At 50.0% G+C, this 26284-nt stretch carries 24 protein-coding genes and 1 pseudogene; 11 read left to right on the forward strand and 14 right to left on the reverse strand.

Going from position 1 to position 26284, the window contains the following annotated elements; translation table 11 throughout:
- Nucleotides 1-32 precede the first annotated feature (32 nt).
- Nucleotides 33-881: a nitrate ABC transporter permease gene (gene ntrB, locus B0D95_RS17035; protein ID WP_078045020.1), complete on the reverse strand. Its 849-nt coding sequence runs from the start codon at nt 879-881 to the stop codon at nt 33-35.
- Nucleotides 882-896: 15 nt separating this feature from the next.
- Complete coding sequence (locus B0D95_RS17040; RefSeq protein WP_078045021.1) at nt 897-2225, reverse strand: CmpA/NrtA family ABC transporter substrate-binding protein; 1329 nt, start codon at nt 2223-2225, stop codon at nt 897-899.
- A 354-nt stretch (nt 2226-2579) separates the two neighbouring features.
- Between B0D95_RS17040 and mutY the strand changes: the two genes are divergently transcribed.
- From mutY to B0D95_RS17060, 4 genes are all read left to right on the forward strand, one after another.
- Nucleotides 2580-3704, forward strand: coding sequence for an A/G-specific adenine glycosylase (mutY, locus tag B0D95_RS17045; protein ID WP_078045809.1), 1125 nt, complete (start codon nt 2580-2582; stop codon nt 3702-3704).
- 8 nt (nt 3705-3712) lie between these two features.
- Entirely contained in the window at nt 3713-3991 is a 279-nt protein-coding gene (locus tag B0D95_RS17050) for an oxidative damage protection protein (RefSeq protein WP_078045022.1), read from the forward strand.
- Nucleotides 3992-4080: 89 nt separating this feature from the next.
- Nucleotides 4081-4380 (forward strand): hypothetical protein, encoded by a 300-nt coding sequence (locus B0D95_RS17055; protein ID WP_078045023.1) that lies wholly within the window; start codon nt 4081-4083, stop codon nt 4378-4380.
- A gap of 24 nt (nt 4381-4404) precedes the next feature.
- Nucleotides 4405-4842 carry a hypothetical protein gene (locus B0D95_RS17060; RefSeq protein WP_078045024.1) on the forward strand — a complete coding sequence of 146 codons (438 nt, stop codon included), beginning with the start codon at nt 4405-4407 and terminating at the stop codon, nt 4840-4842.
- A gap of 76 nt (nt 4843-4918) precedes the next feature.
- Here the strand turns inward: B0D95_RS17060 and B0D95_RS17065 are convergent, their stop codons facing one another.
- Nucleotides 4919-7384: a cellulose-binding domain-containing protein gene (locus tag B0D95_RS17065; protein WP_246841639.1), complete on the reverse strand. Its 2466-nt coding sequence runs from the start codon at nt 7382-7384 to the stop codon at nt 4919-4921.
- Between the two features lie 346 nt (nt 7385-7730).
- Here B0D95_RS17065 and B0D95_RS17070 point away from each other — a divergent pair, with 346 nt between their 5' ends.
- Nucleotides 7731-8576 carry a penicillin-binding transpeptidase domain-containing protein gene (locus tag B0D95_RS17070; protein ID WP_078045026.1) on the forward strand — a complete coding sequence of 282 codons (846 nt, stop codon included), beginning with the start codon at nt 7731-7733 and terminating at the stop codon, nt 8574-8576.
- A gap of 76 nt (nt 8577-8652) precedes the next feature.
- Entirely contained in the window at nt 8653-9288 is a 636-nt protein-coding gene (locus B0D95_RS17075; RefSeq protein ID WP_078045027.1) for a glutathione S-transferase family protein, read from the forward strand.
- Nucleotides 9289-9319: 31 nt separating this feature from the next.
- Here the strand turns inward: B0D95_RS17075 and B0D95_RS17080 are convergent, their stop codons facing one another.
- From B0D95_RS17080 to B0D95_RS17100, 5 genes are all read right to left on the reverse strand, one after another.
- Nucleotides 9320-9739, reverse strand: coding sequence for a group II truncated hemoglobin (locus B0D95_RS17080; protein ID WP_078045028.1), 420 nt, complete (start codon nt 9737-9739; stop codon nt 9320-9322).
- Between the two features lie 118 nt (nt 9740-9857).
- Nucleotides 9858-10526: a cupin domain-containing protein gene (locus B0D95_RS17085; protein ID WP_078045029.1), complete on the reverse strand. Its 669-nt coding sequence runs from the start codon at nt 10524-10526 to the stop codon at nt 9858-9860.
- A gap of 51 nt (nt 10527-10577) precedes the next feature.
- The gene (locus tag B0D95_RS17090) at nt 10578-10895 is read right to left on the reverse strand and encodes a CcdB family protein (protein ID WP_078045030.1); all 318 of its coding nucleotides are present in this window, start codon (nt 10893-10895) and stop codon (nt 10578-10580) included.
- A complete protein-coding gene (locus B0D95_RS17095) occupies nt 10895-11140 on the reverse strand; it encodes a type II toxin-antitoxin system CcdA family antitoxin (protein ID WP_078045031.1) in 246 nt (81 codons plus the stop codon). Before B0D95_RS17095 ends, B0D95_RS17090 begins: the two co-directional genes overlap by 1 nt.
- A gap of 68 nt (nt 11141-11208) precedes the next feature.
- On the reverse strand, nt 11209-11862 hold the full coding sequence (locus B0D95_RS17100; protein ID WP_078045032.1) for a DsbA family protein: 654 nt from the start codon (nt 11860-11862) through the stop codon (nt 11209-11211).
- A gap of 441 nt (nt 11863-12303) precedes the next feature.
- Here B0D95_RS17100 and B0D95_RS17105 point away from each other — a divergent pair, with 441 nt between their 5' ends.
- Entirely contained in the window at nt 12304-13014 is a 711-nt protein-coding gene (locus B0D95_RS17105; RefSeq protein ID WP_078045033.1) for a hypothetical protein, read from the forward strand.
- Between the two features lie 134 nt (nt 13015-13148).
- The gene (locus tag B0D95_RS17110) at nt 13149-14048 is read left to right on the forward strand and encodes a hypothetical protein (protein WP_078045034.1); all 900 of its coding nucleotides are present in this window, start codon (nt 13149-13151) and stop codon (nt 14046-14048) included.
- 256 nt (nt 14049-14304) lie between these two features.
- Here the strand turns inward: B0D95_RS17110 and B0D95_RS17115 are convergent, their stop codons facing one another.
- The 6 genes and pseudogenes from B0D95_RS17115 to B0D95_RS17140 form a co-directional block, all read right to left on the reverse strand.
- Complete coding sequence (locus tag B0D95_RS17115) at nt 14305-15678, reverse strand: 8-oxoguanine deaminase (protein ID WP_246841640.1); 1374 nt, start codon at nt 15676-15678, stop codon at nt 14305-14307.
- A gap of 9 nt (nt 15679-15687) precedes the next feature.
- Entirely contained in the window at nt 15688-16476 is a 789-nt protein-coding gene (locus B0D95_RS17120) for a TetR/AcrR family transcriptional regulator (protein ID WP_246841641.1), read from the reverse strand.
- 95 nt (nt 16477-16571) lie between these two features.
- The gene (locus B0D95_RS17125; protein ID WP_078045036.1) at nt 16572-17657 is read right to left on the reverse strand and encodes a BMP family ABC transporter substrate-binding protein; all 1086 of its coding nucleotides are present in this window, start codon (nt 17655-17657) and stop codon (nt 16572-16574) included.
- A gap of 66 nt (nt 17658-17723) precedes the next feature.
- Nucleotides 17724-18650 carry an ABC transporter permease gene (locus tag B0D95_RS17130; RefSeq protein WP_078045037.1) on the reverse strand — a complete coding sequence of 309 codons (927 nt, stop codon included), beginning with the start codon at nt 18648-18650 and terminating at the stop codon, nt 17724-17726.
- A gap of 47 nt (nt 18651-18697) precedes the next feature.
- A pseudogene (locus B0D95_RS21160) lies at nt 18698-19782 on the reverse strand (ABC transporter permease).
- Nucleotides 19772-21331, reverse strand: a complete 1560-nt coding sequence (locus B0D95_RS17140; protein WP_078045038.1) for an ABC transporter ATP-binding protein — start codon at nt 21329-21331, stop codon at nt 19772-19774. Before B0D95_RS17140 ends, B0D95_RS21160 begins: the two are co-directional and overlap by 11 nt.
- A 218-nt stretch (nt 21332-21549) precedes the next feature.
- Here B0D95_RS17140 and xdhA point away from each other — a divergent pair, with 218 nt between their 5' ends.
- From xdhA to xdhC, 3 genes are read left to right on the forward strand one after another with little or no spacing between them, the layout of a single operon-like run.
- Entirely contained in the window at nt 21550-23052 is a 1503-nt protein-coding gene (gene xdhA, locus B0D95_RS17145) for a xanthine dehydrogenase small subunit (RefSeq protein WP_078045039.1), read from the forward strand.
- A complete protein-coding gene (xdhB, locus tag B0D95_RS17150; RefSeq protein ID WP_078045040.1) occupies nt 23045-25429 on the forward strand; it encodes a xanthine dehydrogenase molybdopterin binding subunit in 2385 nt (794 codons plus the stop codon). The genes xdhA and xdhB overlap by 8 nt, the downstream gene beginning before the upstream one ends.
- Nucleotides 25416-26276, forward strand: a complete 861-nt coding sequence (xdhC, locus tag B0D95_RS17155) for a xanthine dehydrogenase accessory protein XdhC (RefSeq protein WP_078045041.1) — start codon at nt 25416-25418, stop codon at nt 26274-26276. Before xdhB ends, xdhC begins: the two co-directional genes overlap by 14 nt.
- Nucleotides 26277-26284: the final 8 nt, after the last annotated feature.

The following is a 26284-nucleotide window of genomic DNA, read 5'->3' on the forward strand; positions in this document are numbered from 1 at the left end:
GCATTTTTTATGCGATGCATTACAGCCGCTAGTTATTGCCCGGTACCGCGCGTCACAAAATAACCGGCCAGTGATACCAAGCGATCCAGGGCATAACCCACCAAGCCAACGTAAATCAGCGCGAGAATAATGTCGCTGATGCGCGATGAATTCCAGGCATCCCAAATAAAGAAACCAATCCCCACACCGCCCACCAACATTTCGGCAGCGATAATGGCCAACCACGACAAACCAATACCAATACGCAAGCCGGAGAAAATATAAGGCGCAGCAGCCGGCAGCATAATTTTGTAAAAATATTGCCAGCCATTTAAGCGCACCACGCGCGCCACATTGCGATAGTCCGCCGGAATATTGCGTACACCCACCGAGGTGTTAATGATGATGGGCCAAATCGACGTAATAAAAATCACAAACAGGGCAGAGGGTTGGCTGTCCTGAAAACCGGCGAGCGACAGCGGCAGCCAAGCCAGCGGCGGCACCGTACGCAGGACTTGAAACAGCGGGTCAAGTCCGCGCATCGCCCATACGGATTGCCCCACTAAAATACCCAGTGCTACGCCTGCAATCACCGCCAGGGTATAACCGATGGCCACACGCTTGAGGCTTGCCAATAATTGCCAGCCCATACCAACGTCAGTGCCGCCGTTGTCATAAAACGGGTTCTCAATTAAATAGCGCGTCTCTTCAAACACGGTGGTGGCGGAAGGCAAATTGGAATCGGGGCGCGAGCAGGTAATTTGCCAAATCGCGACCAGAATCCCAATCACCACCAGCGCGGGAACAACCCGCACTGTCAGGTAATTGCCCAGATTTTTGAGGCGCAGTGACAAGCTGCGCGAGTCTTCGGTAATACCGCTGGTGATGCTTGCTTCAGACATAATCGTCGCTCCGAGTTACGCCATTTTTTTAATGGCGAGGCTATCGAGATAGGCTTTGGGATTCGCGGGGTCAAATACTTTTCCGTCAAAGAATTTTTCAATGCCGCGCGACGTGCTGGTTGGGATCTCGGCAGCGGGCACGCTAATGGCGGCGGCCGCTGCGCGCCATAATTCTTCGCGGTTTACCTTATCCACCAGTGCGTTAATGTCAGTGCTGGCGGGCAAATAACCCCAGCGAATATCTTCGGTAATAAACCAGGCGTCGTGGCTCTTGAAAGGGTAGGAGGCAAAATCTTTCCAATAGCGCATTTGTTCCGGGCTGTTTTCCACCACACGGCCGGTACCGTAATCAAAATTGCCTTTCATGCGTTCAACCACATCTTTAAAGGGGGCGCCAATCCATTTGCGGTCTGAACAGATTTTTGCCACTTCTTCGCGATTTTCCGGCTTCTCGCAATACATCTGCGCTTCCATTACCGCCATCAACAAGGCTTGCGTCGCATTGGGATTTTTTTCAATCCAATCGCTGCGCATGGCAAAGGCTTTTTCCGGATGGTTGTGCCACAACTCGCCGGTAGTTAAAGCGGTGTAACCAATTTTTTGATTGATTAATTGTTCATTCCAGGGCTCGCATACGCAGAAGGTATCCATATTGCCCACTTTCATATTGGCCACCATTTGTGCCGGTGGCACCACGATGGTGGAAATATCTTTGTTGGGGTCAATGCCCGCGGCGGACAGCCAATAGCGCATCCATAAATCGTGTGTGCCGCCGGGAAATGTCACTGCCGCGTTGACGGTTTTGCCCGATGCTTTTTTGGCGGCCAGTGCTTCTTTAAAACCTTTGGCATTCACATCCAATTTTAAATCAGCATATTCTTTACCGACAGAAATGCACTGACCGCTTAAATTCAAACGTGCCAGAATGGACATGGGCACGGGTTGGTTGTTCGCGGTCATGGCGCCGGTGGAAATTAAATAAGGCATGGGCGATAAAATATGCGCGCCATCAATACCATTATTCTGCGAACCTAATACCAGGTTATCGCGCGTGGTGCCCCAGGACGATTGCTTTAATACTTCCACGCCAGTCATGCCGTACTTGGCAAAAAACCCTTTTTCTTGCGCGACAAACAGCGGCGCCGCATCAGTGAGAGCAATAAAACCCAATTTGGCTTTGGTGGTTTCCAGCGCGGCAGGCGCGGCATAAGCGATACTACTTAAGCTGGGCAATAAACCCATCGCGGCTGCGCCACCCACAGCGCCTAATCCGGTTTTTAATAAACGGCGACGATTTAATTGCAATGTTTGATCGGTAGAGTCGGGCGTATTGTTGTTGTCCATGAGCTAACCTCGCGCAATAAAAGAATCAGTGGGAATGGGATCAACGAATATTTACTGTGAACACAGACTGACCAAGGCATAATTAATGCCAATTTCCTGCGCGGATTTTTTTCAGCGGATATTCAGGTGTAAATGAAGCCGTACAGAGGTATTTTGAGAGTTGTTGGTGCGCCGTTTTCAGTGCGCGACTAAATCGTGAAATATTGTGGTTCGTTTTTGTTCTGTATTTTTCACGATAATGGTGCGTTTTTAGGATTTAATCCGGCGATATTTTTTGAGCCTCGCCCTAAACGCTTGTTACAATTGCCCTCTTTCTGCGCCAAAGCAGAACCTATCCAGAGTTATTGCACAATCATGAGTCAAGCGCTTTCTGTGAACACCGCGTTTTCCCGTCGCGTCCTCGCCTGGTTTGATAAGCACGGCCGTAAGCATTTGCCCTGGCAGCAGGACATCAACGCCTACCGCGTGTGGTTGTCTGAAATTATGTTGCAGCAAACCCAGGTCACCACGGTGATTCCCTATTTCGAGCGCTTTACCGCGCAATTCCCCACGGTTCAATCCCTCGCTGCCGCCCCGATTGATCAGGTGCTGCATTTATGGACGGGCTTGGGTTACTACGCCCGTGCGCGCAACCTGCACAAATGTGCACAGCGGGTAGTGAGTGAATACGGCGGGGAATTTCCCGCCAGCGTTGACGCGCTGGCCGAATTGCCCGGTATTGGCCGCTCCACCGCCGGTGCGATTGTGAGTATCGCCTTTCAAAAACGCGCCGCCATTCTGGATGGCAACGTCAAGCGCGTGCTGGCTCGCTACCACGCCGTGGAAGGCTGGCCGGGGCAGAGCGATGTGGTGAGCCAGTTATGGGACATTGCCGAAACCTACACGCCGAAAACGCGCGCCAATCACTACACCCAGGCGATGATGGACATGGGCGCCACCCTCTGCACACGCAGCAAACCCAAGTGCGACCAGTGCCCGCTGCGCGACGGCTGCATTGCCTACGCCCAAGGCAACCCGCAGGATTATCCCGGCAAAAAACCGAAAAAAGCCCTGCCGGAAAAAACCGTGCAACTATTAATGCTGCGCAACCCCGCCGGGGATTTGCTGCTGCAACAGCGCCCCGCCCAAGGTATTTGGGGCGGCCTGTGGAGCTTTCCGGAATTGGCATTAGAGGCCGATGCAAAGCAATACGCTGAGGATCACTACGGTAAAGTGATTGAGATAGAAACCTGGAACAGCTATCGCCACACCTTCAGCCACTACCACCTGGATATCACACCGGTGTTAATCCAGCTTGCCAAATCGCCGCGTGCTATCGGTGAAGCCGCCACGCACTGGTACAATCCCCATCAACCTGATGCCTTAGGCTTGGCGGCACCGGTAAAAAAACTGCTGGAAAAACTCGCCCAGTTGGACCCGCGCAACAACGCGGTTCTGCCAACCCCAAAACGCACGTCATCTGTCAAAAAAACACAGTGAGAAAATGTATGGCCAGAATGGTTTTTTGTCGCAAATACAAAACAGACATGGAAGGGCTGGACATGCCCCCCTACCCAGGCGCCAAAGGCATGGATTTGTTTAACAACATCTCCAAAAAAGCCTGGCAAGAATGGATGGCCCACCAAACCTTGCTCATCAACGAAAAACGTTTAAACGTAATGGACATGGGCACCAAAGTGTATTTAACCGAACAAATGGAAAAGTTTTTATCCGGCGATAAAGTGGATGAAGCAGAAGGCTATGTGCCACCGGCGAAAGCGGAGTAACTAACTGCCTAAGTCTACTGAGAATCAGGGGATAGATGAATGAGCCGCGCTATTACCCACAGTAGCGGCTGAAAACACAGGAGGGTTTTGTGACGAATAAAGAGCTTAAGTTTGTGGCTTCGCTCAAAAGAAGCCTGAAAATAAACGTATATGTATATGCTGTAGTCGCAATAACGGCACTCTGTAATTCTTACTTTCAGTTTATGCCCGAACTCAATACTGTATATTCACTTGCGCTGGGTATTGTCTTTTGTTTTGTTAGTCTCAGTAATTATCTGGGTGATACTCAGCTTCACAAATGCAGTGAAATTATTGATGGGCTAATAAACAAAGATCCGGAACTTATAAAGCGCTTAAATGAAATCAAAGAAGGAAAGGTAAAAATTTAAACTGCAAACGAAATGGAGGTCTTCATGAATATAAAAGTTAAAAGCGTTCTCGCTGGCGCGGTGTTAGGCGCAATTGTTTTTTATGTTGCAGCCTATTTTATCCTCGGTTATACAGCGGCAATTGTATTGCCGGGTTCTATTGCCGATTGGGCAAAAGAAAACTCAATGCGTTTCCCTGTGTTGTTTTTATGGGATTTGCTCGTCGTTCAATTGCTTGGCATTGGGGTCCTGTCGGCTATTGCTGTCTATCTGTTGTTAAGAATGACCTCATTGCACTGGCTGTATGTGGCAATTGGGTTTGTTGTTGCTGACATGATCCCTTTGTATACCTACCTGCTGTCACCTCCTGTATTGGAGAATCTTTCTGCTGCCAACTTCATTTGGTTTGCACCGCATTTTATTGTGATTTTTCTCTGTGTTTTTATTGCAGCAAGGCTAGCCGTTAAACATCGAAATATTTAACGGTATTGCAAAAAAAACGGCGCAAGCGTTCACTTGCGCCATTTTTTTATCAACAACAAAATAATAAATTTATCGATTACTGATAATGCTTGTCGTACAGCGGTGCTGTGCCGGTGACGCCTTCGAGTAATTGCAAACGGTAATCGTGTTTACGGGTGCGTGTTTCTTCGCCGTTGTAGAGATGGTCCACATTACTCACCACGGCGACGACGACACCATTTTTCGGTGCTTTGGTGAGATCCAAACAGGCTTCGCCGTTAGTGACGGGTTTACTGTAAACCGCCGTGCCGTCTGCTGCGCGATAGGCCAGTTGTACACGCATATTTTGGCCGATAGGTTGGAAGTTCACGCGCACTTTATTGCCTGTCACTTTGAGTGGGATCTGGTTCGCGCCAGACCAACCCGGTAAGGTCGTCGTGCTTGGAATCAGCGTTGTACCTTCTTGTGTTGTGGCTGAGTAGAAGGTCAAACGATGCGCACCCGGATCTTGCAAAATACCGCCCGCAATTCGCTCGGCATTAATGGTTCTGCCCCAGTTATTGTTGATGGGTACTTTAAAGGCATTAGACCAAGGGCCGAAATCCACCATCGCTTGGCGGGCGCGGAATTCCATAATCATGCGCTGGACTTGCTCTTCGCCAACACCCGCAGAGAGTGAGCGCAAAATATGATTATGTGGCCCCTTGGCCCAAATCCATGCGTTTGCACCTTTGGAAACATGCACACCGAGGAAGTGCGGAAACGCTGCGTTGTATTGATTGCCGCCCAGGTATTCACGCCAGGTGGAAATTTGTTGGCCATTCACACGGCGATCCACACCTTCTGCATTGGGGCCCCCAAAGGAGCCATCTTGCAGCCAGCCGCTGTAATTTTCGATCGGCATGTGCGGTGCGAGAAATGATGTCGCATCCAAAAAGCCCACACCGTAATTACCCGTGCGCGAGGCTTCCAGATTCATCTGCAACCAGGTGTTGCCACCCTCGTTAAACCAGGCCGCTTTGTTGCCGCGTGTTGCCATAATGGTGTGAATAAATTCGTGGGTAATACCGCCGCGTTCGCTTGGTGTGATCACCGGGTAGTAAGACAACAACACCATCGGATAGCCATTAATACCGCTTTGCCAACCACCGCGTTCGGTGTTAGCGGCGCTGTCGGTGCACAGGCCTGAACCATAAAGGTAGATGTTGCTGAAATAACCTTCGGCTTGCAGTTTATCCACCGGCCAACCCATCACATTGTGGATGTAATCCGCATCTTCATTCAGGTTGGTGAGTACCCGGTCAATGTCAGCGTCAGTAATGGCGGGATTGCGGTTGTGTCCCCAAATAAATGCAAAGCGCCCTTTGGTTTTTACCCCAGCGATGGTGTTTGCAGGGCAGCCGTTATAAACCTTGAATTTACTGGTATCCACTTGGCCAAAGTCGGTGCGGAAATCGTAATTTAAATCCGGTTCGTATTTCGGCCATTCGTATGCACTGCACTGCGCAACACTGGGCGTGCTACTGCTGGAACTACTGCTCACGGCAGGGACGCTGCTGCCTATGGATGAGCTAGCCAAGCTGCTACTGCGCACGGCGCTTGAACTGCTGCGCGGAATGGAGCTTGTTGCCAATGAGCTTGCACTGGATGTTGCACTGTTGGTGGATGATGCAATCGCTCCCGCAGGGCTGCCCAAAACGCGCCATTCCAAAATACCGGTAGATTGCGTGGTATTGAGCATGGACACGCGCACGCGATTCGTCACCAGATTATTTAATGCCAATGTATTAAATGCATTTTTTGTGAGTGGAACATTGCCCGCATTGACCCAGGCGTTGCCGTTCCAATATTCGAGGTAAGCGCGTGTGGGTGTTAACACGCCGCCGTTATCATCAAACCAATAAATTTGTGTTGAACTTAAGGTGTAATCTTGTGGCCAATCGTACTGCACCCATTGAATCGAATTGGGGTTATTCCAGTTGCCATAAGCACCGGCGGATTTATCATTCGAGTTGGCGGGGTTGCTGTTGTCGTTGACGGCGCGCAGTGTTTCCCAAGGCGAAACATAAGATGTAGTTGCCGTCGCCAATCCAGCGATATTCACGCTGTTGGTCACCGCAGCAACGGATGAACTTACCACACTCGCCGCCCTGCTGGATGCAATACTGGAACTGACAGGCGATGTTGCATCACATGCGGCACCAGTTACGCGCGGTGTTTCAATTGCCCCGCCATTGGTGACACCCTGAATGCCAAACTCGGCCGATTGGCCCGGGCGTAAACTGCCATTCCAGCCCATATTGGTCGCGGTGTAATTGCCGCTGAGTTGTGCATTCCACACATTGCGCACTGTGTTTTTGCTGTAGGCCCAATTCACTTGCCAACCATTAATGGTTGCGTTGCTGTCATTAGTGACACGGATTGTCGCGGTAAAGCCACTGCCCCAGGAATTGGAGACAGTGTAATTGCAGCCCGCGGTAGCAATAGTGCTCAGGGTAGCGGTCATTAACCCCAGCCCGAGCATTGTCGCCCAGCGGTAAGCTTTAATGGGATGGTGCAGCATAAGCAGTTCCTCCATGCAGAATAAATGCAGTGTGTTGCGAGAGTGATAGCACCTGTGATCAATAAGGCTATCGATAAGTATCAAGGAGGGTAATTGACCGCATAACATTGCTTGTCGATTGGCACTGTCGGGCAAGTAGTTTTTATGTGTTGAATACCCGACGGGGTGAATATTAGTGTTGGCCTAAAGTTTCACACAAGTGACTGACGCGACAGTGGTTGAGAAAATTAATTAAATAAGCGTTAATGCCGCGCAAGGGGTGATCTACTTGTCACTTTGTGTTTGTGGTATCGCAATAATGGCGAGCTGTTATTGAATGGCAACAGAATGAAAGGAGAAATAACGAGTGAAACATAAATGTATAGTGGCGTTGCTGTTATTAGTACCGGCGATTTGTTTTGCAGGCAGTTGTAAAACCAGTGAGTCTATTAATCTTGAACCTTATGCGGCTGACATAGGTGCCAGCCAGATAACATTTCTGGTATGGAGTGCTAGCAATAACCATTGTCATTTTATCAATAAGCCGGGCTTAACCCAGCGCCATGCGCCTTATTCCAGCTTTAAAATTCCGCACTCCTTAATCGCACTGGAAACGGGCGCAGTGAAATCCATGGATGAGCGGATCGAATGGGATGCTGTGAAATATCCGGCAAAAAGTTTCTGGCCAGAGACTTGGAAACAATCACACACCTTGGTGAGTGCATTCAAGCATTCTGCTGTGTGGTATTACAAAGCATTGGTGCCGGGTATAAAACCCGCAGAATATAAAAAATGGCTATCTGCATTCCATTATGGTAACCAGACTTTTACGCCTGGTAGTGATGAATTTTGGCTAAACAATGAATTGCAAATTTCCCCGCAAGAGCAAGTCGAGTTTATCGCGTGCCTGCTAAAAAATCGCTGCGGCATAACAGCCCGCCACTTGGCTGCCTTCGAATCGGCGGCATTACAAGAAACCAAACATGGCCTTTCACTCTACGCCAAAACCGGTGCTGGCCCCATCGATCCCAATAATTTTGATGGCGCATTTGAAGGTTGGTATGTGGGTTATATTAAAAGCGACGGTGGAAAATCGATCGCAGCATTTGCGCTGTATATGGAAGCTAAAAATTTTTCCGCGCTGAAAGATGCCCGTAAGGCGTTGTCATTAAGATTGCTAGAAGATGTGGGGTTGTGGGATAACAAACAATAAAGGAATAGTTGTCATTGAAGGGTTACTTGATCTCACCTATGACCATTGTTAAAGCATGAAACCAAAGGAGTGAGCTGTGTATAAACTATTTTATTATCCGAGAAATGCAAGTTGGGCGCCGCATCTGGTATTGGCTGAAATGGGTGTTGAGTTTGAGCTGATATTAGTGGATAGAAAGACCAACCAGCAAAAGTCCGCAGAATATCTTGCATTAAATCCTACCGGTCGTATTCCTACCTTGGCACATCACGATCTGGTTATTTTTGAAAGTGCTGCTATCTGTTTGTACCTTTGTGATAAACATCCTGAATCTGGCTTGATTCCGGGCGCAACGAGCCCGTTGCGCGCAACATTTTATCAATGGTTATTTTATTTAAACTCCACAATTCAGCCCGAACTGATGGTGTATTTTTACCCGCAGAAGCACACTGCGGGAGAAAGCACTAAAGAAATCTCTCTGGCACAAGAATTACGCGTGACGGAAATGTTTTCCTTAGTTGACAAAGCATTGGAAGGTAAGGATTTTTTAGTGGGCGATAGTATTACGGTGTGCGACTATTTTTTATTTATGTTGTGCCATTGGGCAAGTGATTTTTCTCATCCTCCTTTGGATTTTAAAAACTTGGGGGCGTATTTACGCAAGTTGGCCATGCGTGATGTGGTTAAGTCAGTGTGTAAGCGTGAGGGAACTGACTTGGCGATTTATACGTAGTAGATATGTTCTTAATCGCAAATATGTGTGGCTACACAGACGGCTTTCTACTGGTCGCAAATATCCGCTCAGCGGGAATGCGCAGTTGGGCTAAGAGATAGGTTGAAAACTCTGGTGAATAATTTTGTTTGGCAATTGCGCGCTCCATACATAACAACCACGCATCGCGCTCCGCTTCACCAATTGGTAAGTGTGCGTGATCGCGGGGAATATTAATGCTTCCGTATTTCTCATGATAAAGCCCCGGCCCGCCCATCCAGCCGCACAAAAATAACGTTAGTTTATCGCGCGATTCGGTGAGATCGGTTTTGTGCATTTTGCGGATAACCACCGCTTCCGGCAGCGTATCCATTTCCTGATAAAAATTGTCAACCAGCTTGCGGATACCATCGACGCTGCCAGCGGCTTGGAAGGAAGTGTCGGAGAAACCGTAGAGGGGGGTAGTGGTCACTTTGTTAGCCTATGTGGGTGATGGTTGTAGTGCATCGATATACGCGAAACTCGCAGAGCCATAACTTTTTTATCCAACAATTGTAAGTTTTTTTGGTTCTTTTCATCTAAAAGATATCTTATAAAAGCAAATGCCCCGTCTTTACATAAATCAATGCGCCATCCTCTTTGGTGAAGGGTTGGTGCTGGCTTAGGTGAGGGCTGCGAATCCATGAGCCTTTGGGGTATTGGCCGTATTCGTCGTGAAATGTACCTTCTAATACGAAAATTTCTTCTCCGCCCCAATGGCGGTGGCTGCTGAACTGTGTATTCGGTGCCCATTTTACCAAGGCGACGTGTTCACCTTCGAAATCATGCAGGGGCATTACGCTTAAGCCATCTACTAACCCTTGGCGCCATGCGGTGGCTTGTGTGTCGACGACAGTTTGTGTTGTATCGGCTGCGTTGAATTGTTGCAGTTTGACAAAAATAATCGCGCCTTCTTTGCCAATCTTGGGTGTGTGCGATGTCCCTATAGGGTTTCTGACATAACTGCCTTCTGGGTAGCTGCCATTCTCATCAGAAAAAACACCATCGAGCACAAAAAATTCTTCTCCGCCTGAATGCGTGTGCACCGAGAATTCACTAAAAGGCGCATAGCGAACAATCGATGTCGCACGCGCAACTTCATCGCCGATCCGGTCGAGCATCATGCGCTCAACACCAGCCATGGGCGAGTCAACCCAGCGATAATCTTCAGGTCGAATTACGATGCGCTGTGAAAAATCGGCATTGAGTCTATGGGTCATTGTTTATTTAGTCTCTTGCTACATCGAACACTATGTCTATGCAGAGCTTGGTTAAATACCTGTAATAAGAAAATCCACTGCATTGAGTATGTCAGTTCTTGCGTACTCAACATCAGCAATGGCTTTGCCTAGCTCTTTGCGTTGAATGCCTGCCAGTTGAGGTGTCAGTATTAAATAATCAGTGCCTTCGATATTTATGGTGGGCGTTAAGTGAGTTAACGCCTTGTCTTTATTGCTGCCCAGTTTTTTGAGAGGGGCTACAACTGTTGTTTGTAGCGAATCGAGCAGATTTGTTTGAATATCCAGGAGCAGAGGAAATGCTTTATTGCTCTGCGGGTTTTTGTTTTGGTAAACCGTAAATTGCGCCATCAAAAACTCCGCAGTCCATCGCTGAATACGCCATTGTCATCAACAGATTTATTGTAGGCTGCGATAGCCGTTTTATTCTGCTCCAGCCATTGCTGCGCTTGCTTTGCCTTTAGCTGGTCTGTCAGTGCCTGTTCTAACGCAGCGGAAAGGTTAATGTCCAAATCCCTGGCTTTTTTTAGTAAGTCACTGTTTACACTAAGGTTTGTGGCTTTCTTTGGGGCGTTTTGATCGTATAGCGTAAGCATAATTGCCTCCTTTAAGTGATGCGCATATGGTATGCGCATCATTCCTGTGGGTCAAATGCGCTCACTGTTTAATTAGCTTCCTCTGCAAGCTGCTGCAAAATCTGTTTGTAATTCTCAGTGCCTTGCGCACCGGTCACTAAATGGCGTTGGTTAAATATGACTGCCGGTACACCACGAATGCCTGCATCGATCCAAAATTTTTCGGCAGCGCGCACGTCATTTGCAAAACGTTGATCTTTCAATACAGCTACAGCCTCGTCTCGCGCCAAGCCAATTTCGGCGGCTACATCGGTCAGCACTTTGTCGTCCGACAAATTTCGTCCATGGGTAAAATGCGCTGCAAAAAACGCTTGTTTCAAATCCTGCTTGCGCCCCTGTTGATCGGCCCAATGCAGTAGTTGATGTACATTAAATGTATTATGCATGCGCATATCATCGGTAAAGTGAAACTCAAAACCCAGCTCGGCGCCTATCGCCGTTATATGGTTTCGGTTAGCGTCCGATTGCTCTTTAGTTGAGCCATATTTCTCTGCCAAATGTTCACGCAAATTTTGGCCTTCTGCGGGCATATCCGGGTTCAGCTCGAAGGGATGCCAGTGAAGCTCATAGGGCGTTGCGGTTTCCGCTAGAGCTTGTTCCAGCTGTCGGTAGCCGATAATGCACCAGGGGCAGACAACATCGGACACTATGTCTATGCGAAGTTTGTTTGGGGTGGTGGTCATGGGGGGAGGCCTGTGTGTGGTGAGAGTTGTTATTGTTACAGGGTTTTTATGTTGAATACAGCAGAAATATAGAGTGCTCTTTTTATTCAGTTGGCTATTATTAAACACTGTGATTGCTCAATTGATCTGTTTCTGTAGTTGACGGGTGAAGTGCTGTAATTACACGTAATTGTAGGTCATAGATTTATTTGATATTTGTGTTGGTAGGTTGTTGGTGAGTTTACGAACCGCAACAGCTTGTAATGAAGATGAAGCGCCCGAAGTGGCTGCTGAGGTAATATAAAGATAAATTTGGCAGAGCTAGGCATCGCTTATTGATAGGCAATAAAAAGTAGTTTGAAAAATACTTAACTTTTATGGAACTGATGTTTTGCATTGATAATTTCAATGGTCACGGCTTTGTGCAATGAATGCTTTATTAGGTGAGAAAGGTGTTTCTAAATGAAATTGAATAATAAAAAATTGTATGAATTCTTGAAAGGAAAAAAAGTATTAAAGCTCTTTCATGCAAACACTGTTGCTACTTCAATGACTTATATTGAGGAGGGCGGATTACTATCAAGAAAAGCTGTTGAGGATAGAGAGTTGTATCAGACGCCGCAGACTTCAGATGAAATTGATAAACTATTTGATGTTTTTGGTGATGTATTCTTAGATACAAAAGATTTGCATAGTTATTTTTCAAGGCAAAATCATTATGGTCCAGTTTTGTTTCAATTTGGCCTTGAGTTGGTGCGTGATGAACGGTTCGAGGTTTGGGTAACAAAAGACAACCCTATTTATTGGAAAAGTAATTCAATTCCCTCTGATAATTATTTTAGAAGCGTGGAGGAGCTGGCTGAAAATTGGGATAGATATGATGTCCAGAAAAAAATGTTTACCATCAGAAAGCCTAGTCAAGCAATACTTTTTGACTATCTGGAAAGTATAACGCTTGATAATCCTAAGGTACGAATAGATGATGTTAGTTTGCGCAAAGAATCGAGAAAGGCTTTAGAGGAGGCGACAAAGGGAGATTTTGATATCAGAAAAAAACTGATTTGGAGAGAATGTGGGTATTGTTTTTGTAGTAAAAATTATCTAAATCAAGTACCCGTACCAGAGCTTACTCAAAAATTTTTGCCTGTTTACCACGCGGAATTTGAAGAGTAATCACCTAACAAGTTATCAAGCGAATGGCTTTTAAATAGTCCTTTTTCCATTTGCTTCGTGAATTATGTGGCAAAAGAACTTCTTAAATACCACCGCTTAACCGGCGTTAAGTCGCTAAGCTAACGAGGAAAAATATGCCAGAAAACGGAGTGCGAAGCACATACTCTCAGAGCCCTGTTCAAATATTGATGTATGACAATCATGGGCTTATCTCTACAGGGACTGCATTTTTCTATTCATTAAATGGTGAATGGTTCCTTATTACTAATTGGCACAATATTTCTGGTAAACACTTTCTCACTAAGAACCCAATTTCAGGCTCACGATTTCCTACGTATATAAAAGCAAAAATATCAGCTTACATTTCTGGGGAAAATGAGTTTGTTCCTCTTGCTCAAAGGGTGGATATATATGAAGACTATCAACCAATTTGGTATCAACACCCTCGCTTGGGTTCAGAATGTGATGTTATTGCGATTCCGATGAATAGACCTACTAGTTGCCCAGAATTTATGCATAACGCGGTAAATTTGATTAGCTCAATGAGAATTCCAGTAAAGCCTGGAAACTCTACGTTCATCATTGGTTTTCCTAAATCTCTAAGTATCGGTTTTGGCCTTCCTTTGTGGAAGTCTGGATATATAGCCTCTGAACCACATTATCCAGTAAAAATTGGGGGCGAAGTTTCTGAAATCGGAGGGTTGAAAAATGGAAAAGAATTGCCGGCTTTTTATATTGATTCCCTAACAAGAGAGGGAATGTCAGGTTCGCCGGTTTTTGCATCTTATACAGGTAATTGGGATTTGACTGATCCATATAAATCGATTGATCCTGATGATCCTAATTTCTTTAACCGTGATGATATTGCGTTAGGTGAAAATCGAATGGAGTTTGTCGGTTGTTATAGTGGGCGTATTGGGTCAGTGGAGGATGGAGCGGCTCTTGGGCTTTGTTGGACGGTGGGCACTATTAACGAGATATGCACCTCCAAAATTATTGGCGATCATCCTCATGTATCGTCAGCACAACCTTAACAAACAAGCGGTTGTGATAAAAACCAAATTATCAAGTCTGTTAGTTGTCTTCTAGATCATCAACTTCCGCTAATTCAATTTGAGTGCTTCGCCAGTTTGCTTTTCGAGTCGCGAGCTTCAATTAAAAATCCCGCTCACGTTGTTGTGAGTGGGATTTTTTTTAGATTTTCTGTAAAAAATTAGGGTGGTTAATTGGAAAATTTTCTAGGGCGGAAACATGGCCATGTTGGGGTTCGTTCCTCACCGCCAACCTACGTTAGATCATGCTTTGTAAACGCTTCGCCGCAATCCCATGCCTTGCCATAACATCATTAATATCTACATCCACCATCTCACCGTTTTTCACTTTCCATTCGCCTGCAACCATCACGTAATCTGCTTTGTGTGCACCGCATAGAATTAATGCGGCGAGTGGGGCGCCGTGGCCGGAGAAGCGGGGTTCGTTTAGGGAAAATAATGCGAGGTCGGCTTTTTTGCCGACGGCGAGTTCGCCGAGTTCGGGGCGGTGTAATAATTTTGCGCTGCCAGAAGTCGCGATTTTTAGTGCATCGATATGTGTGAAGTTTGCGGAGCCGTAGCGCAGTTTTTGTAGCAGCATAGCTTGGCGGACTTCCTGGATCATATTGGAGCCGTCGTTGGATGCGGAGCCATCTACACCTAAACCGACAGGTGCGCCGGCGCGTTGTAAATCGCGGGTGTGGCACATGCCGGAGGCGAGTAGCATATTGGAGCTGGGGCAGTGGCAGACGCCGACGCAGGCGTGGCCTAGGCGTGCAATTTCTTCATCGTTAAAGTGAATGCCGTGGGCGAGCCAGACGCGGTTGTTTAACCAACCCACATCGTCCAGATAATCCACCGGGCGCATACCAAATTGTTTCAGGCAGAAATTATTTTCATCTTCGGTTTCACCGAGATGGGTGTGCAGCAATACATTTTTTTGTTGCGCGAGCACGGCGGTAGCGCGCATTAAATCCGGCGTGACGGAAAAAGGTGAGCAGGGGGCGAGGGCGATTTGGCAAAAGGAATCTTCGCTGGTGTCGTGATAACTATTAATTAACCGCTCGCTTTCGCTCAGGATTTTTTCATCGCTTTCCACTACGGAATCTGGCGGTAATCCCCCTTTGGATTGACCGAGGCTCATGGAGCCGCGTGTGAGTGTGACGCGATTGCCAATGGTTTTTGCAGCGGCGACCTGTGCGTCTATCGCGTGCGGCATAATGCTGCTGAAAACGTAATGGTGATCCGCGGCGGTGGTGCAACCCGAGAGCAATAATTCGCTCAGTGCTAATTGCGTGGAGGCAAAAATGGCCTCGTCATTTAAACTCGCCCACACGGGGTAGAGCGCTTGTAGCCAGGGAAATAATTCTTTGTTGAGTGCACCCGGCAGTGCGCGGGTGAGGGTTTGGTAAAAGTGGTGATGGCAATTAATCAGGCCGGGCAGAATGACATGGTCGGAGGCATCAAAACTGTAATCGTAGGTGCTGGCCGGTGTAGCACCTGCGGCGACCAATTCGATAATGGTGTTGCCTTGAATCACCAGCCCATTGCTGGCGTCTTGTGTATTGCCTGTCCAGCAGGCGCGCGGGTTTTTAAGCCAAATAGTGTTGCTGTTTGATGGAGTCATTGTCATGGGTGTTGATTACTTAACCGGTGGTTTCAGGCCGCAGCCTTTTAAAATCATCTGGCTTAAAAAATCGGAAATGTCGTTGATCATGTCCGGTTCGTATTCTGCGCGATTCATGACGGTAAGGATTTTTACATCAAAATCCGCGTAGTGTTGGGTGGAGGCCCAAATTAAAAAGATCAAATGCATAGGGTCAACTTTGTCCATGCGACCCTGCTCGATCCATTGCTCGATAATCTGCGCTTTGCGCCGGACAAATTGGCGCATTTCGGTGCGGATGTAGCCTTTTAAGTGCGGCGCGCCCTGAATCATTTCCATGGCATACAATTTTGATGCCCGTGGATTGGTATAGGAAAGCTCCACTTTTTTGCGGATAAAACGATCCAACACTTCAGCGGGATCGTCGTCCACGGTGATTTCACCGAGCAGGTCGTTCCACAAATTAATAATGTTATCCAGTACCGCCACGTATAAATTGGTTTTACTTTTGAAGTAATAGTGCACGTTGGCTTTGGGTATGCCTGCGCGGTCGGCGATGTTTTGAATACTCGCGCCGCGAAAACCGTTTTGCACAAATTCTTCTTCGGCGGCGTTAATAATATTGTTCAGGTTGCGGTCGCGAATTTTGCCCGGTTTGTATTTGCCGGTGGGAGTTTCCGTTGGGTTGAACTCCTGCGTGTCGTCCTTTTTTTTGGCGACGGTGGCTTTTGCGACAACACCGGTTACGCCACTGCTTGCCGGGCTAGTTGCCGAGGTGTTTTTCGGCGCGATGGTTTTTTTTACCGCGGTGGTCTTGGTGGCCATTGTTATTGTTTCTCGCTTGTCGTCAGCGACGGCATTGATCCGTTAATGACGGATTCAATCAGTGATTCCTTCGGCATGCCGTCGCTGTGTGATTGTTATTGAGGAATTTTTCCTTCTATCCCTTTTACGTACCAGTTTTGTTGGTGCAATTCTTCATCGCTCAGGGTTTTGCCTTCGGCAACTTTCAGTGCACCGGCCTGATCGTAAATGGGCCCTTGGTAAACAGCGCGTGTACCCGCGACGATTTCCATTTTATACGCCTCCATTTTCTCCACAACCTCTTTTGGCACTGCCGGGTTCATGGGCGATAAGGCAACAACACCTTCGCGCAGGCCGTGCCAAATGGCTTCCGGTTTCCAGGTGCCATCCAATACCGCCTGGATTTTCGCGCGGTAGATCGATTCCCAGTGTTGCGTGGACGAGGTCAAATGGGTTTTGGGGCCGTAGGCGCTCATGTCGGAATTAAAACCGACTGAGTACACGCCTTTGGCTTCCGCCGCTTGAATGGTGGCGGCGGAGTCGGTGTGCATGGTGATGACATCGGCACCTTGCAGAATCAAACTCTCGGCGGCTTCACGTTCTTTGGCCGGGTCGTGCCAGGTATTGACCCACACCACTTTCATTTTGATGTCCGGGTTCATCACCTGGGCGCCGAGCATAAAGGAGTTGATGCCGCGAATCACCTCGGGAATGGGGAATGCGCCCACATAACCGATCACATTTTTTTTGCTCATGGCACCGGCAATCATGCCCGCGAGGAAGCGACCTTCGTAATCGCGCGCTTGATAATTGCCCACATTGGCAGCGGTTTTATAACCGGTGGCGTGTTCAAATTTTACCTTGGGAAACATCTTGCCCACTTTGATGGTGGGGTTCATGTAACCGAAGGAGGTGGTGAAAATTAAATCGTAACCGCGTGACGCCATGTTACGAATCACGCGCTCGGCATCGGCACCTTCGGCCACACTTTCGACAAAGGTGGTTTCGATTTTATCGCCAAATTCTTGCTGCACAATTTTGCGCGCTTCATCGTGTTGATAAGTCCAGCCAGCATCGCCAATGGGGCTTACATACACAAAGCCGACTTTCAGCGGCGCGGCGAATACATTGGCGCTGAGTGTGAGCAGTGCCGCCGTGGCGCCCAGCACACGGAGAAATGTTTTGCGGGTTAACAGCGTCATGGTGGTTCCTCTTATCGCGTTAATGGAATGTGAGTTTTTGCCTAAAAATTTTGGTGGTGTGCGTGTTTATTTCGGTGCGTGCCAGGGTTGCCCCAGCGAGCGCGGTGCAAAGAGCCCCTGGTTTTGTTGGCGATACATCATGAGTACCAGCACCACAATGGTGACCACATAGGGCAGCATGGCGAGCAGGTTGGGTGAGATTTCGTAGCCATAACCTTGCAGCAGCAAATGCAAAATACTGGCGAAGCCAAACAACCAGGCACCAAGCAAAATGCGTTCGGTGCGCCAACTGGCAAATACCACCAGCGCGAGGGCGATCCAACCGCGTCCGGCGGCGATACCTTCCGACCACATGGGTGTGTAGGCGAGGGATAAATAAGCGCCGGCCAAACCGGCCATGGCGCCGCCAAACATCACCGCGCCGTAGCGCACACGCATCACTTTGTAACCCAGGGCGTGGGCGACATCGGGGTTTTCGCCCACGGCGCGAATAATCAATCCCAGCCGCGTATAACGCATCACCACAAACACGGCGGCAAAAAGCGCAAAGGCGAGGTAAACCAGCAAGTCCTGATCGAACAGGGCTTTGCCAATGAGCGGGATATCGCCCAGCAGCGGAAGCTTGACCGTGTTAAACCCGGTGATGGTTTGGCCCACATAGGCCGCACCCAGAAACGCACTCAGGCCGGTGCCAAAAATAGTGAGTGCAAGGCCGGTGGCGACCTGATTGGAAATGAGTGTGAGCGCGATAAACGCAAACAGCAGCGATACCACTACCCCGGCGATGACTGCCGCCAGTACGCCCATGCCGAGGCTGTTGCTGGCGTAGGCGGCGATAAACCCGCAGGCCGCGCCCACCAAAATCATGCCTTCCTGCCCCAGGTTTAATACCCCGGCGCGCTCCGACATCATCGCCCCCAAGGCCACCAGCAGCAGCGGCGTACCGGTGCGCACCATGGCGAAGAGAATGTTTTCAATCATGCTGATATCCATAAATCTGTACCTTGTGTTCTTGATCCGTATTCTTGACCTTGGGCTCGCTAGCGCGCGGCTGGCGTGGCGGAATGGGGATGCGTGCGGCTGGGCACCAGGCGATAGCTGATCAGCAGGTCGCAGGCCAGCAAATAAAACAGCAGCATGCCCTGGAATAATCCGGTGATGGATTTAGGCAGGCCCTGATCGATTTGCGCCATCTCGCCTCCCAGGTAAGTAAGCCCTAACAGACAACTGGCAAGTAGGATGCCGAGCGGGTGCATGCGTCCCATAAACACCACAATAATGGCGGCGTAACCGTAGCCGAGTGACAGGGTGGGAATGAGTTGACCCACGGGGCCATTGGTTTCGGAAATGGCGGCGATACCGGCCATTGCGCCGCTGAGTAACAGCAGCAGCCAGATGAGCTTTTTGCCGTTAAACCCGGCGAAGCGCGCGGCGTTGTGGTTCTCGCCCATCACCCGCAGCTGGAAGCCGAGCAGGGTGCGGGTGAGCACCACCCAGATCACCACCAACATAAACAGGGCGATAAAAATCGCGATGCTTACGCGGTAATCCTCAAACAACACCGGCAGCAGGGTGTGGCTGGCAAAGAGTGCGGATTCGGGAAGTTGAGCCCTTCCGGGTCTTTGAGTGGGCCGTGTACGCCCCAGAGCAAGAGGTTCACGGCGATATAGTTGAGCATGATGGTGGTGAGGATTTCATTGGCGTTAAAGCGCGTGAGCAAGAGCGCGGCAATGCCCGCCCAGACCAAGCCCGCCAGGGCGCCGCTGGCGATAATCACTGGCAGCACCCAAATGCCCTGGCTATCGGCCAGCTGCAAGCTCACTGCACCGCCAATCAGCGCGCCAAACACAAACTGGCCCTCGGCGCCGATATTCCAGATTTTGGCTTTGAAGCACAGGGTTAAGCCAATCGCGCAGAGCAGCAGTGGAGTGACTTTAACAGCGAGTTCCGACAGGCCGTACAGATCGCTAATCGGGGCGATAAAAAAGGTGTAAAGGCTGCCCAGCGGCGGGCGCCCGAGCAGCGCAAACAACAGCGCACCGGAGACGAGCGTGAGCAGCAGGGCGAGCAGGGGCGACAGGTACATCATCGCGCGGGAGTCTTGTAGGCGTTTCTCAATGCGCATGGGCAACCTCCACGGCGGTGTTGTCAGCGAGGTGGCTGCCAAAGTTGCCGGTCATCCACTGCCCGAGTTGCCCCAGCGGCACCTCCGCTTTAGTTGCCAACGGTGACAGGCGCCCACCGCACAGGGCGCCGAGGCGATCGGCCAATAGATACAGCTCGTCCAAATCTTCGCTGATCACCAAAATCGCCGCGCCCTTGTCGCGCAGGGCAATGAGCGCCTGATGAATCAAATTCGCCGCGCCCACATCCACGCCCCAGGTGGGGTGAAAGCACACCAGCACTTTCGGGTTTTGCAGAATTTCACGGCCAATAATAAATTTTTGCAGGTTACCGCCAGAGAGGCTCTTGGCGCTGGCCTCCGGCCCGGTGGCTTTCACTTTGAAGCGTTCAATAATGGTGGCCGCTCGCGCTTTAATGCTGGGCCAGTGCAGCCAGCCGAGGCGACCGGTTTGGGTGATGTAACTGGTCAGCAGATTATTTTCCGTGAGGCTCATATTGCCCAAGGCGCCGCGTCCGATCCGGTCGGCAGGCACCACGGCCAGCCCCAATTCGCGGCGCTGTTGAACGGCGGTACGACCAATATCCTTGCCGCTGAACAGCAGGCTGCCGCTGTCGCTGCGCAATTCGCCGTTAATCAAATCCACCAACTCATCCTGCCCGTTGCCCGCCACCCCGGCCAGGCCGAGTATCTCGCCAGCGTGCAAGCGCAAGTGAATGTCTTGCAAGTGAATGGCAAAGGCATCGCGCGGTTTGACGGCGATCTTGTCCAGTGCGAGCAGGCAATCGCCCGCGTGACCGGAGGGCATGGAATCCTGCAATTCCAATTCATCGCCCAGCATCAAGCGCGCCATTTGGCTCGGGCTGGTATCGCGGGGAATACAGGTGCCGGTGACCTTGCCGCCGCGCAAAATAGTGGCTTTGTCACACAGTGCATTCACTTCGTGCAATTTGTGCGAGATAAACAAAATGCTGCACCCTTTGCGCGCAAGTTTTTTCAGTACCTCAATCAGTTGTGCCACTTCCGGCGGCGTGAGTACGGCAGTGGGTTCGTCGAGGATGAGGAGTTGGATGTCCTGCAGCAGGCAGCGAATAATTTCCACCCGCTGCTGTTCACCCACCGACAAGCTGTGCACCAGTCGGTCGGGGTTAATCGCCAGACCATATTCATCGCCCACGGCGATAATGCGTGCGCGCAGCTGCTCCAGGTTGCAGTATTCGGCGGGCGTTAAATAGAGCGCGATGTTCTCGGTCACGGTCAGGGTTTCAAACAGCGAAAAGTGTTGGAACACCATGCCCATACCCAGTTGGCGCGCGTGGGCGGGGCCGCTGATGCTGACTTCTTTATCGTTCCACAGCATTTGTCCGGCATCGGGTTTTACCACGCCGTAAATCATTTTCATCAAGGTGCTTTTACCGGCGCCGTTTTCGCCCAGCAGTGCGTGGATCTCGCCGGGCTCCACCTGCAGGCTGACGCTGTCGTTGGCGATACAACCGGGGTAAGCCTTGGTGAGCGCTAACAGCTCAAGGCGCATGGCCTTTTTTTCAGACATAAATCAACTCGCTCATAAACCTGACTATCTGGACAAAAAGATAAGTCGGGTTCAGCAAATTGCATGCCATTCACTGCCATAAATCGCGCTTTGTAAAAAACCTGTGAAAAATTGTCTGTTTGGCCAGACTTTTGCTTTGGCGATATCAGGTTCGATTTTTTTAGCCGTGCCATCGGGGCAAAAATACCCGGTCAGGGCACGTGAGTGGAGGATGTATTGTGCGGTTTGCGGTAAACAATAAGCCGATTGACGAGCGGGATGCAGCAGCGGATATGACCCTGCTGCGCTACCTGCGCAACGGTCAACAATTGATGGGCACTAAAGAGGGCTGTGCCTCGGGTGACTGTGGTGCCTGCACCGTGATGGTCGGGCGCCCAAGCGCGCAGGGCCTGGTGTACAGCACGATAAATGCCTGCATTTGCCCGCTCGGCAGCCTGCAGGATTGCCATGTGATCACCGTGGAAGCGCTGGCCGCCAGCGCCGATTCCCTGCACCCGGTGCAGGCCGCGATGGTGGAATGTCACGGCTCCCAGTGCGGCTTTTGCACCCCCGGTTTTGTGATGTCGCTGGCCAACCTACAGCTCAACCAAGGCGCCGTTCTGGCACAGGCCGATGAAGCCGTACAGCGCGCCGCTGTGATTGATGCTATCTCGGGAAATTTATGTCGCTGCACTGGTTATCGCCCGATTGTGGCGGCGGGAATGGCTTCCCTTAAAAAACCTGCCCAAGTGGCCAGTTTTGTGCAAAAGTGGGTGCCGGATGCACCGTTAGCGAGCATAACGCCTGAGTCAGCAGCGCCTATTCCTGCGCCGTTGTTGCAAGGCGAAGGGAGTGGTTATTGGCAGCCGCACACTGAAGCGGAATTGCAGCAGTTGTTGGATGCCCATCCCCAGGCGCGTTTGTTAGCCGGCGGGACTGACCTTATGTTGGAGGTCACCCAGCAATACAAAATCCTGCCGCAGGTGATTGATTTGAATCGCGTGGCAAGTTTGCAGCAGGTTGACGTGAATGAGCAGGAGGTGATTCTGGGCGCGGCGGTGTGTTACAGCCAGTTGGAAAAATCCCTGCGCGATCTCTCGCCGGAATTCGTTGCCTTGCTCGGGCGTTTGGGCTCGCGGCAAATTCGCAATCGCGGCACCCTGGGCGGCAATATTGGCAATGCCTCGCCCATCGCTGATAGCCCGCCTTATTTATTAGTGTTGGATGCCGAAGTAGAAATTATTAATGGCCGTGGCGATTCCCGCCGCGAAAAGTTGACACACTTTTATCGCGACTACAAAAAAACCAGTTTGATGACCGGCGAGTACATTGCGCGTATTTATATTGCACGCGCGACACTGGCGGCGCCGTTAAAACTCTTCAAACTCAGCAAGCGTTATGAAGATGATATTTCTGCGGTGATGGGGGCTTTTTATTGGAACCCGGCGGCGGGCGATTATCGCATTGCGTTTGGCGGTATGGCGGCAATTCCAAAACGCGCCAGTGCCACGGAACAATTTTTATCGACTGTGAATTGGTGCGTGAATGGCGTAGTAGATGAACAGATTCTTGAGCAAGCCTGCGATCTGTTGCGCAGTGAATTTTCGCCCTTGAGCGATGTGCGCGCCAGCGCGGCTTATCGCTTGGCCATGGCCTGCAACCTGCTCAAAAAAGCCTGTTACGAATTAGCTGCTGATGCCGCAGGCCTCGCGATTGAAACGAGGTTGTTTGCCCATGCGTAGATTAATCACCAACGCGGAATTATCACCGGCAACTCTGGAGCCGCAATCCAACGGCGGTGTTGGTCATTCCACCAACCATGAATCCGCACACAAACACGTGCGCGGCGCCGCGGAATATGTCGATGACTTGCCACTGCTGCCCGGCACCTTATTTGTCGCCACTGGCCAGTCCACCAAACCCCACGCGCGTATTGTCGCACTGGATTTAACGGCGGTAAAAAATGCGCCGGGTGTAGTTGATGTCATTGTACAAAGTGATATTCCCGGTAAGGTCGATGTCGCGCCGGTCTATTCGGGCGATCCATTATTGGCGGGCGACCTGGTGGAATTTATCGGTCAACCTATTTTTGCAGTAGCGGCCACCAGTTTTGAAGCGGCGCAGCGCGCGGTATTGTTAGCGCGCATTGAGTACGACGAATTACCTGCACAATTAACAGTGGAAGATTCCCTCGCAGCGCACAGTTTTGTACTGCCCGAGCACCAATTATTACTCGGCGATCCGGACACGAGTATCAGCACGGCGCCGCATCAATTGAGCAGCGAAATTTATGTGCGTGGGCAAGAACATTTTTATCTGGAAGGACAAATCAGTGAAGCGCGGCTAACGGAAGATGGCGGTATTCATGTCATCAGTTCCTCACAACATCCCACTGAATTGCAAAAATTAGTGGCAGAAGTGCTCGCCATTCCCTTTCATCTCGTCGTGGCGGAAGTGCGGCGCATGGGCGGTGGTTTTGGTGGCAAAGAAAGCCAGGCGGCACCGCTTGCCTGCATTGCGGCTCTATTTGCACAGCGCACTCGTCGCCCGGTACGCTACCGCATGCCGCGCCGCGATGACATGGTGCAAACCGGCAAGCGCCACGACTTTTTAAATCGCTGGCGCGTTGGGTTTGATGATGAAGGAAAATTACTCGGTGTGGATATGTTGCTCGCCGGTAAGTGCGGTTTTTCGGCCGATTTATCCGAAGGTATTGTCGACCGCGCCATGTTCCATGCGGACAACGCCTATTTTTTAAATAACGCGCGCATTCTGGGTGTGCGCTGCAAAACCCATACGGTGTCCAATACCGCCTTTCGCGGTTTCGGTGGCCCTAAAGGCATGATGGCGATTGAAACCATTGTGGAAGATATTGCGCGCTATTTAGGTAAAGACCCGCTGGATATTCGCAAAGCCAATCTCTACCAGCCCGGTGCAGATGAAACGCCCTACGGGCAAAAAATTGAGCAGCATGTACTGCCCGCGTTAATCGAACGTTTGGAGCAAGGTTCGAACTATCGTGCACGCCGCGTTGCTATCACCGAGTTTAATAAAAGCCATCGCACCCTGAAAAAAGGGCTGGCATTAACACCGGTAAAATTCGGGATTTCATTTACCGCCAAGCACCTCAACCAAGCCGGTGCACTCTTGCAAATTTATACCGATGGCAGCCTGCTGATTAATCACGGCGGTACGGAAATGGGGCAGGGGCTTTACACCAAAATCCAACAAATTGTCGCCAGCGCTTTTGGTGTCAGTGTGCAGCGGGTGATGGTGTCATCCACCCGCACCGACAAGGTGCCCAATACTTCACCCACCGCAGCATCATCCGGCACCGATTTAAATGGTATGGCCGCTAAAGATGCTTGCGACAAAATCAAAGCGGATTTAATTGCCTTCGCCGTTGAGCATTTTAAATTGGACGCAGCACAAATTAGTTTTGTACAGGATCAAGTCGTACTGGGTGAGCAGGCCATGAGTTTTGCCGAATTTATTAAATTGGCCTATCTCAATCGTGTTGCGCTCTCGGCCACCGGCCATTACCGCACCCCGAAAATTTTCTACGATCGTGCCAAGGCCAAAGGCCAGCCATTTTTGTATTTTTCCAATGGTGCGGCGGTGGCGGAAGTCACGCTGGATTGTTTAACCGGCGAATACAAAGTTGAGCAAATTGATGTGTTGCACGATGTGGGTAAATCGCTTAACCCAGCCATTGATATTGGCCAAATTGAAGGTGGATTTATCCAAGGCATGGGCTGGCTCACCACAGAAGAATTATTGTGGGATCAACAAGGTCGCCTTATATCCAATAGCCCAGCCAATTACAAAATCCCTACCGCGTTTGATGTGCCGGAAAAATTCACCGTGGAATTATTTGATGAGCCAAATTTGGAAAATACCATTCACTTATCCAAGGCCGTGGGTGAGCCGCCGTTAATGCTGGCGATTTGTGTGTGGTCAGCACTGCGCGATGCCTGTAGCAGCATAACCGGTTATCAATTCAGCCCACGCCTGGATACACCAGCAACCCCCGAGCGAATTTATTGGGCGCTGCAAGAATGCGCGGCCTTTATTGATCGAGAGACTAAGAGCGAGGTGAAGGTGAATGGCAACACTTAATTGGTCAGCCGCGATTCAACACTGCCAGCAAAGTGGTAGCGCCTATGTGATCGCCACCATTATTAATACCCAAGGCTCAACACCACGCGATGGCGGCAGCAAGATGGTCATCACCGCCGATGTCACTTACGACACCATTGGCGGTGGTCAGTTGGAGTTTTTACTGGTGCAACAAGCCCGTGAATTGCTCGCGCAAAATAAAAATTGCCAAGTATTAAAAGCAATTCCATTAGCGGCGGAGGCGGCACAATGTTGCGGTGGCAATGTCACGGTGATGTTGGAATGTTTTGCGGCCTGCACTTGGCAAATTGCGCTGTTTGGTGCGGGCCATGTATGTCAATCCTTAGTCACCATTCTCGCCGGGCTGCCGTGTCAGGTACGCGTGATTGATAATCGCCCGGAATTAATGACAACACCGCTGCCCGCCAATTGCCGCTACGAATTTTATGCCGATCCCACCGCTGAGATTGCGCAGCTGCCTGACAACAGTTGGGTAATTATTTTTACCCACGATCACGCATTGGATTTTGCACTGTGCAAAACCCTCTTGTCTGATCAACGCTGGGCCTACGCTGGCATGATTGGCTCGCAAACCAAAGCATTGCGGTTTCGCAAACGTTTAGGTGATGCGGGTTTTGCGGAAGCAGCAATAGAAAAAATTCACAGCCCGATTGGTTTGCCGGAAGTGAAAGGCAAATTGCCCATGGAAGTAGCGGTATCTATCGCCGCCCAGTTACAAGCTTTGTACTACCACAATCAAGCGCCGCAAACAGGCAGTTCCAGTTCCTGGCGCGATATTAAAACCCTGTTACAAGAGCAAAAGACCACGGAGATTCTATGCGAATAATCCACAGC

Origin of the sequence: Cellvibrio sp. PSBB023 (genome assembly GCF_002007605.1) — a bacterium.
GTDB lineage: Bacteria > Pseudomonadota > Gammaproteobacteria > Pseudomonadales > Cellvibrionaceae > Cellvibrio.

Bases quoted from the DNA above. Each gene is read 5' to 3' on its own strand.
- ntrB (WP_078045020.1), bottom strand. From the start codon at position 881: ATGTCTGAAGCAAGCATCACCAGCGGTATTACCGAAGACTCGCGCAGC.
- B0D95_RS17040 (WP_078045021.1), bottom strand. From the start codon at position 2,225: ATGGACAACAACAATACGCCCGACTCTACCGATCAAACATTGCAATTA.
- mutY (WP_078045809.1), top strand. From the start codon at position 2,580: ATGAGTCAAGCGCTTTCTGTGAACACCGCGTTTTCCCGTCGCGTCCTC.
- B0D95_RS17050 (WP_078045022.1), top strand. From the start codon at position 3,713: ATGGCCAGAATGGTTTTTTGTCGCAAATACAAAACAGACATGGAAGGG.
- B0D95_RS17060 (WP_078045024.1), top strand. From the start codon at position 4,405: ATGAATATAAAAGTTAAAAGCGTTCTCGCTGGCGCGGTGTTAGGCGCA.
- B0D95_RS17065 (WP_246841639.1), bottom strand. From the start codon at position 7,384: ATGCTGCACCATCCCATTAAAGCTTACCGCTGGGCGACAATGCTCGGG.
- B0D95_RS17085 (WP_078045029.1), bottom strand. From the start codon at position 10,526: ATGACCCATAGACTCAATGCCGATTTTTCACAGCGCATCGTAATTCGA.
- B0D95_RS17090 (WP_078045030.1), bottom strand. From the start codon at position 10,895: ATGGCGCAATTTACGGTTTACCAAAACAAAAACCCGCAGAGCAATAAA.
- B0D95_RS17095 (WP_078045031.1), bottom strand. From the start codon at position 11,140: ATGCTTACGCTATACGATCAAAACGCCCCAAAGAAAGCCACAAACCTT.
- B0D95_RS17100 (WP_078045032.1), bottom strand. From the start codon at position 11,862: ATGACCACCACCCCAAACAAACTTCGCATAGACATAGTGTCCGATGTT.
- B0D95_RS17105 (WP_078045033.1), top strand. From the start codon at position 12,304: ATGAAATTGAATAATAAAAAATTGTATGAATTCTTGAAAGGAAAAAAA.
- B0D95_RS17110 (WP_078045034.1), top strand. From the start codon at position 13,149: ATGCCAGAAAACGGAGTGCGAAGCACATACTCTCAGAGCCCTGTTCAA.
- B0D95_RS17115 (WP_246841640.1), bottom strand. From the start codon at position 15,678: ATGACAATGACTCCATCAAACAGCAACACTATTTGGCTTAAAAACCCG.
- B0D95_RS17120 (WP_246841641.1), bottom strand. From the start codon at position 16,476: ATGGCCACCAAGACCACCGCGGTAAAAAAAACCATCGCGCCGAAAAAC.
- B0D95_RS17125 (WP_078045036.1), bottom strand. From the start codon at position 17,657: ATGACGCTGTTAACCCGCAAAACATTTCTCCGTGTGCTGGGCGCCACG.
- B0D95_RS17130 (WP_078045037.1), bottom strand. From the start codon at position 18,650: ATGGATATCAGCATGATTGAAAACATTCTCTTCGCCATGGTGCGCACC.
- B0D95_RS17140 (WP_078045038.1), bottom strand. From the start codon at position 21,331: ATGTCTGAAAAAAAGGCCATGCGCCTTGAGCTGTTAGCGCTCACCAAG.
- xdhB (WP_078045040.1), top strand. From the start codon at position 23,045: ATGCGTAGATTAATCACCAACGCGGAATTATCACCGGCAACTCTGGAG.
- xdhC (WP_078045041.1), top strand. From the start codon at position 25,416: ATGGCAACACTTAATTGGTCAGCCGCGATTCAACACTGCCAGCAAAGT.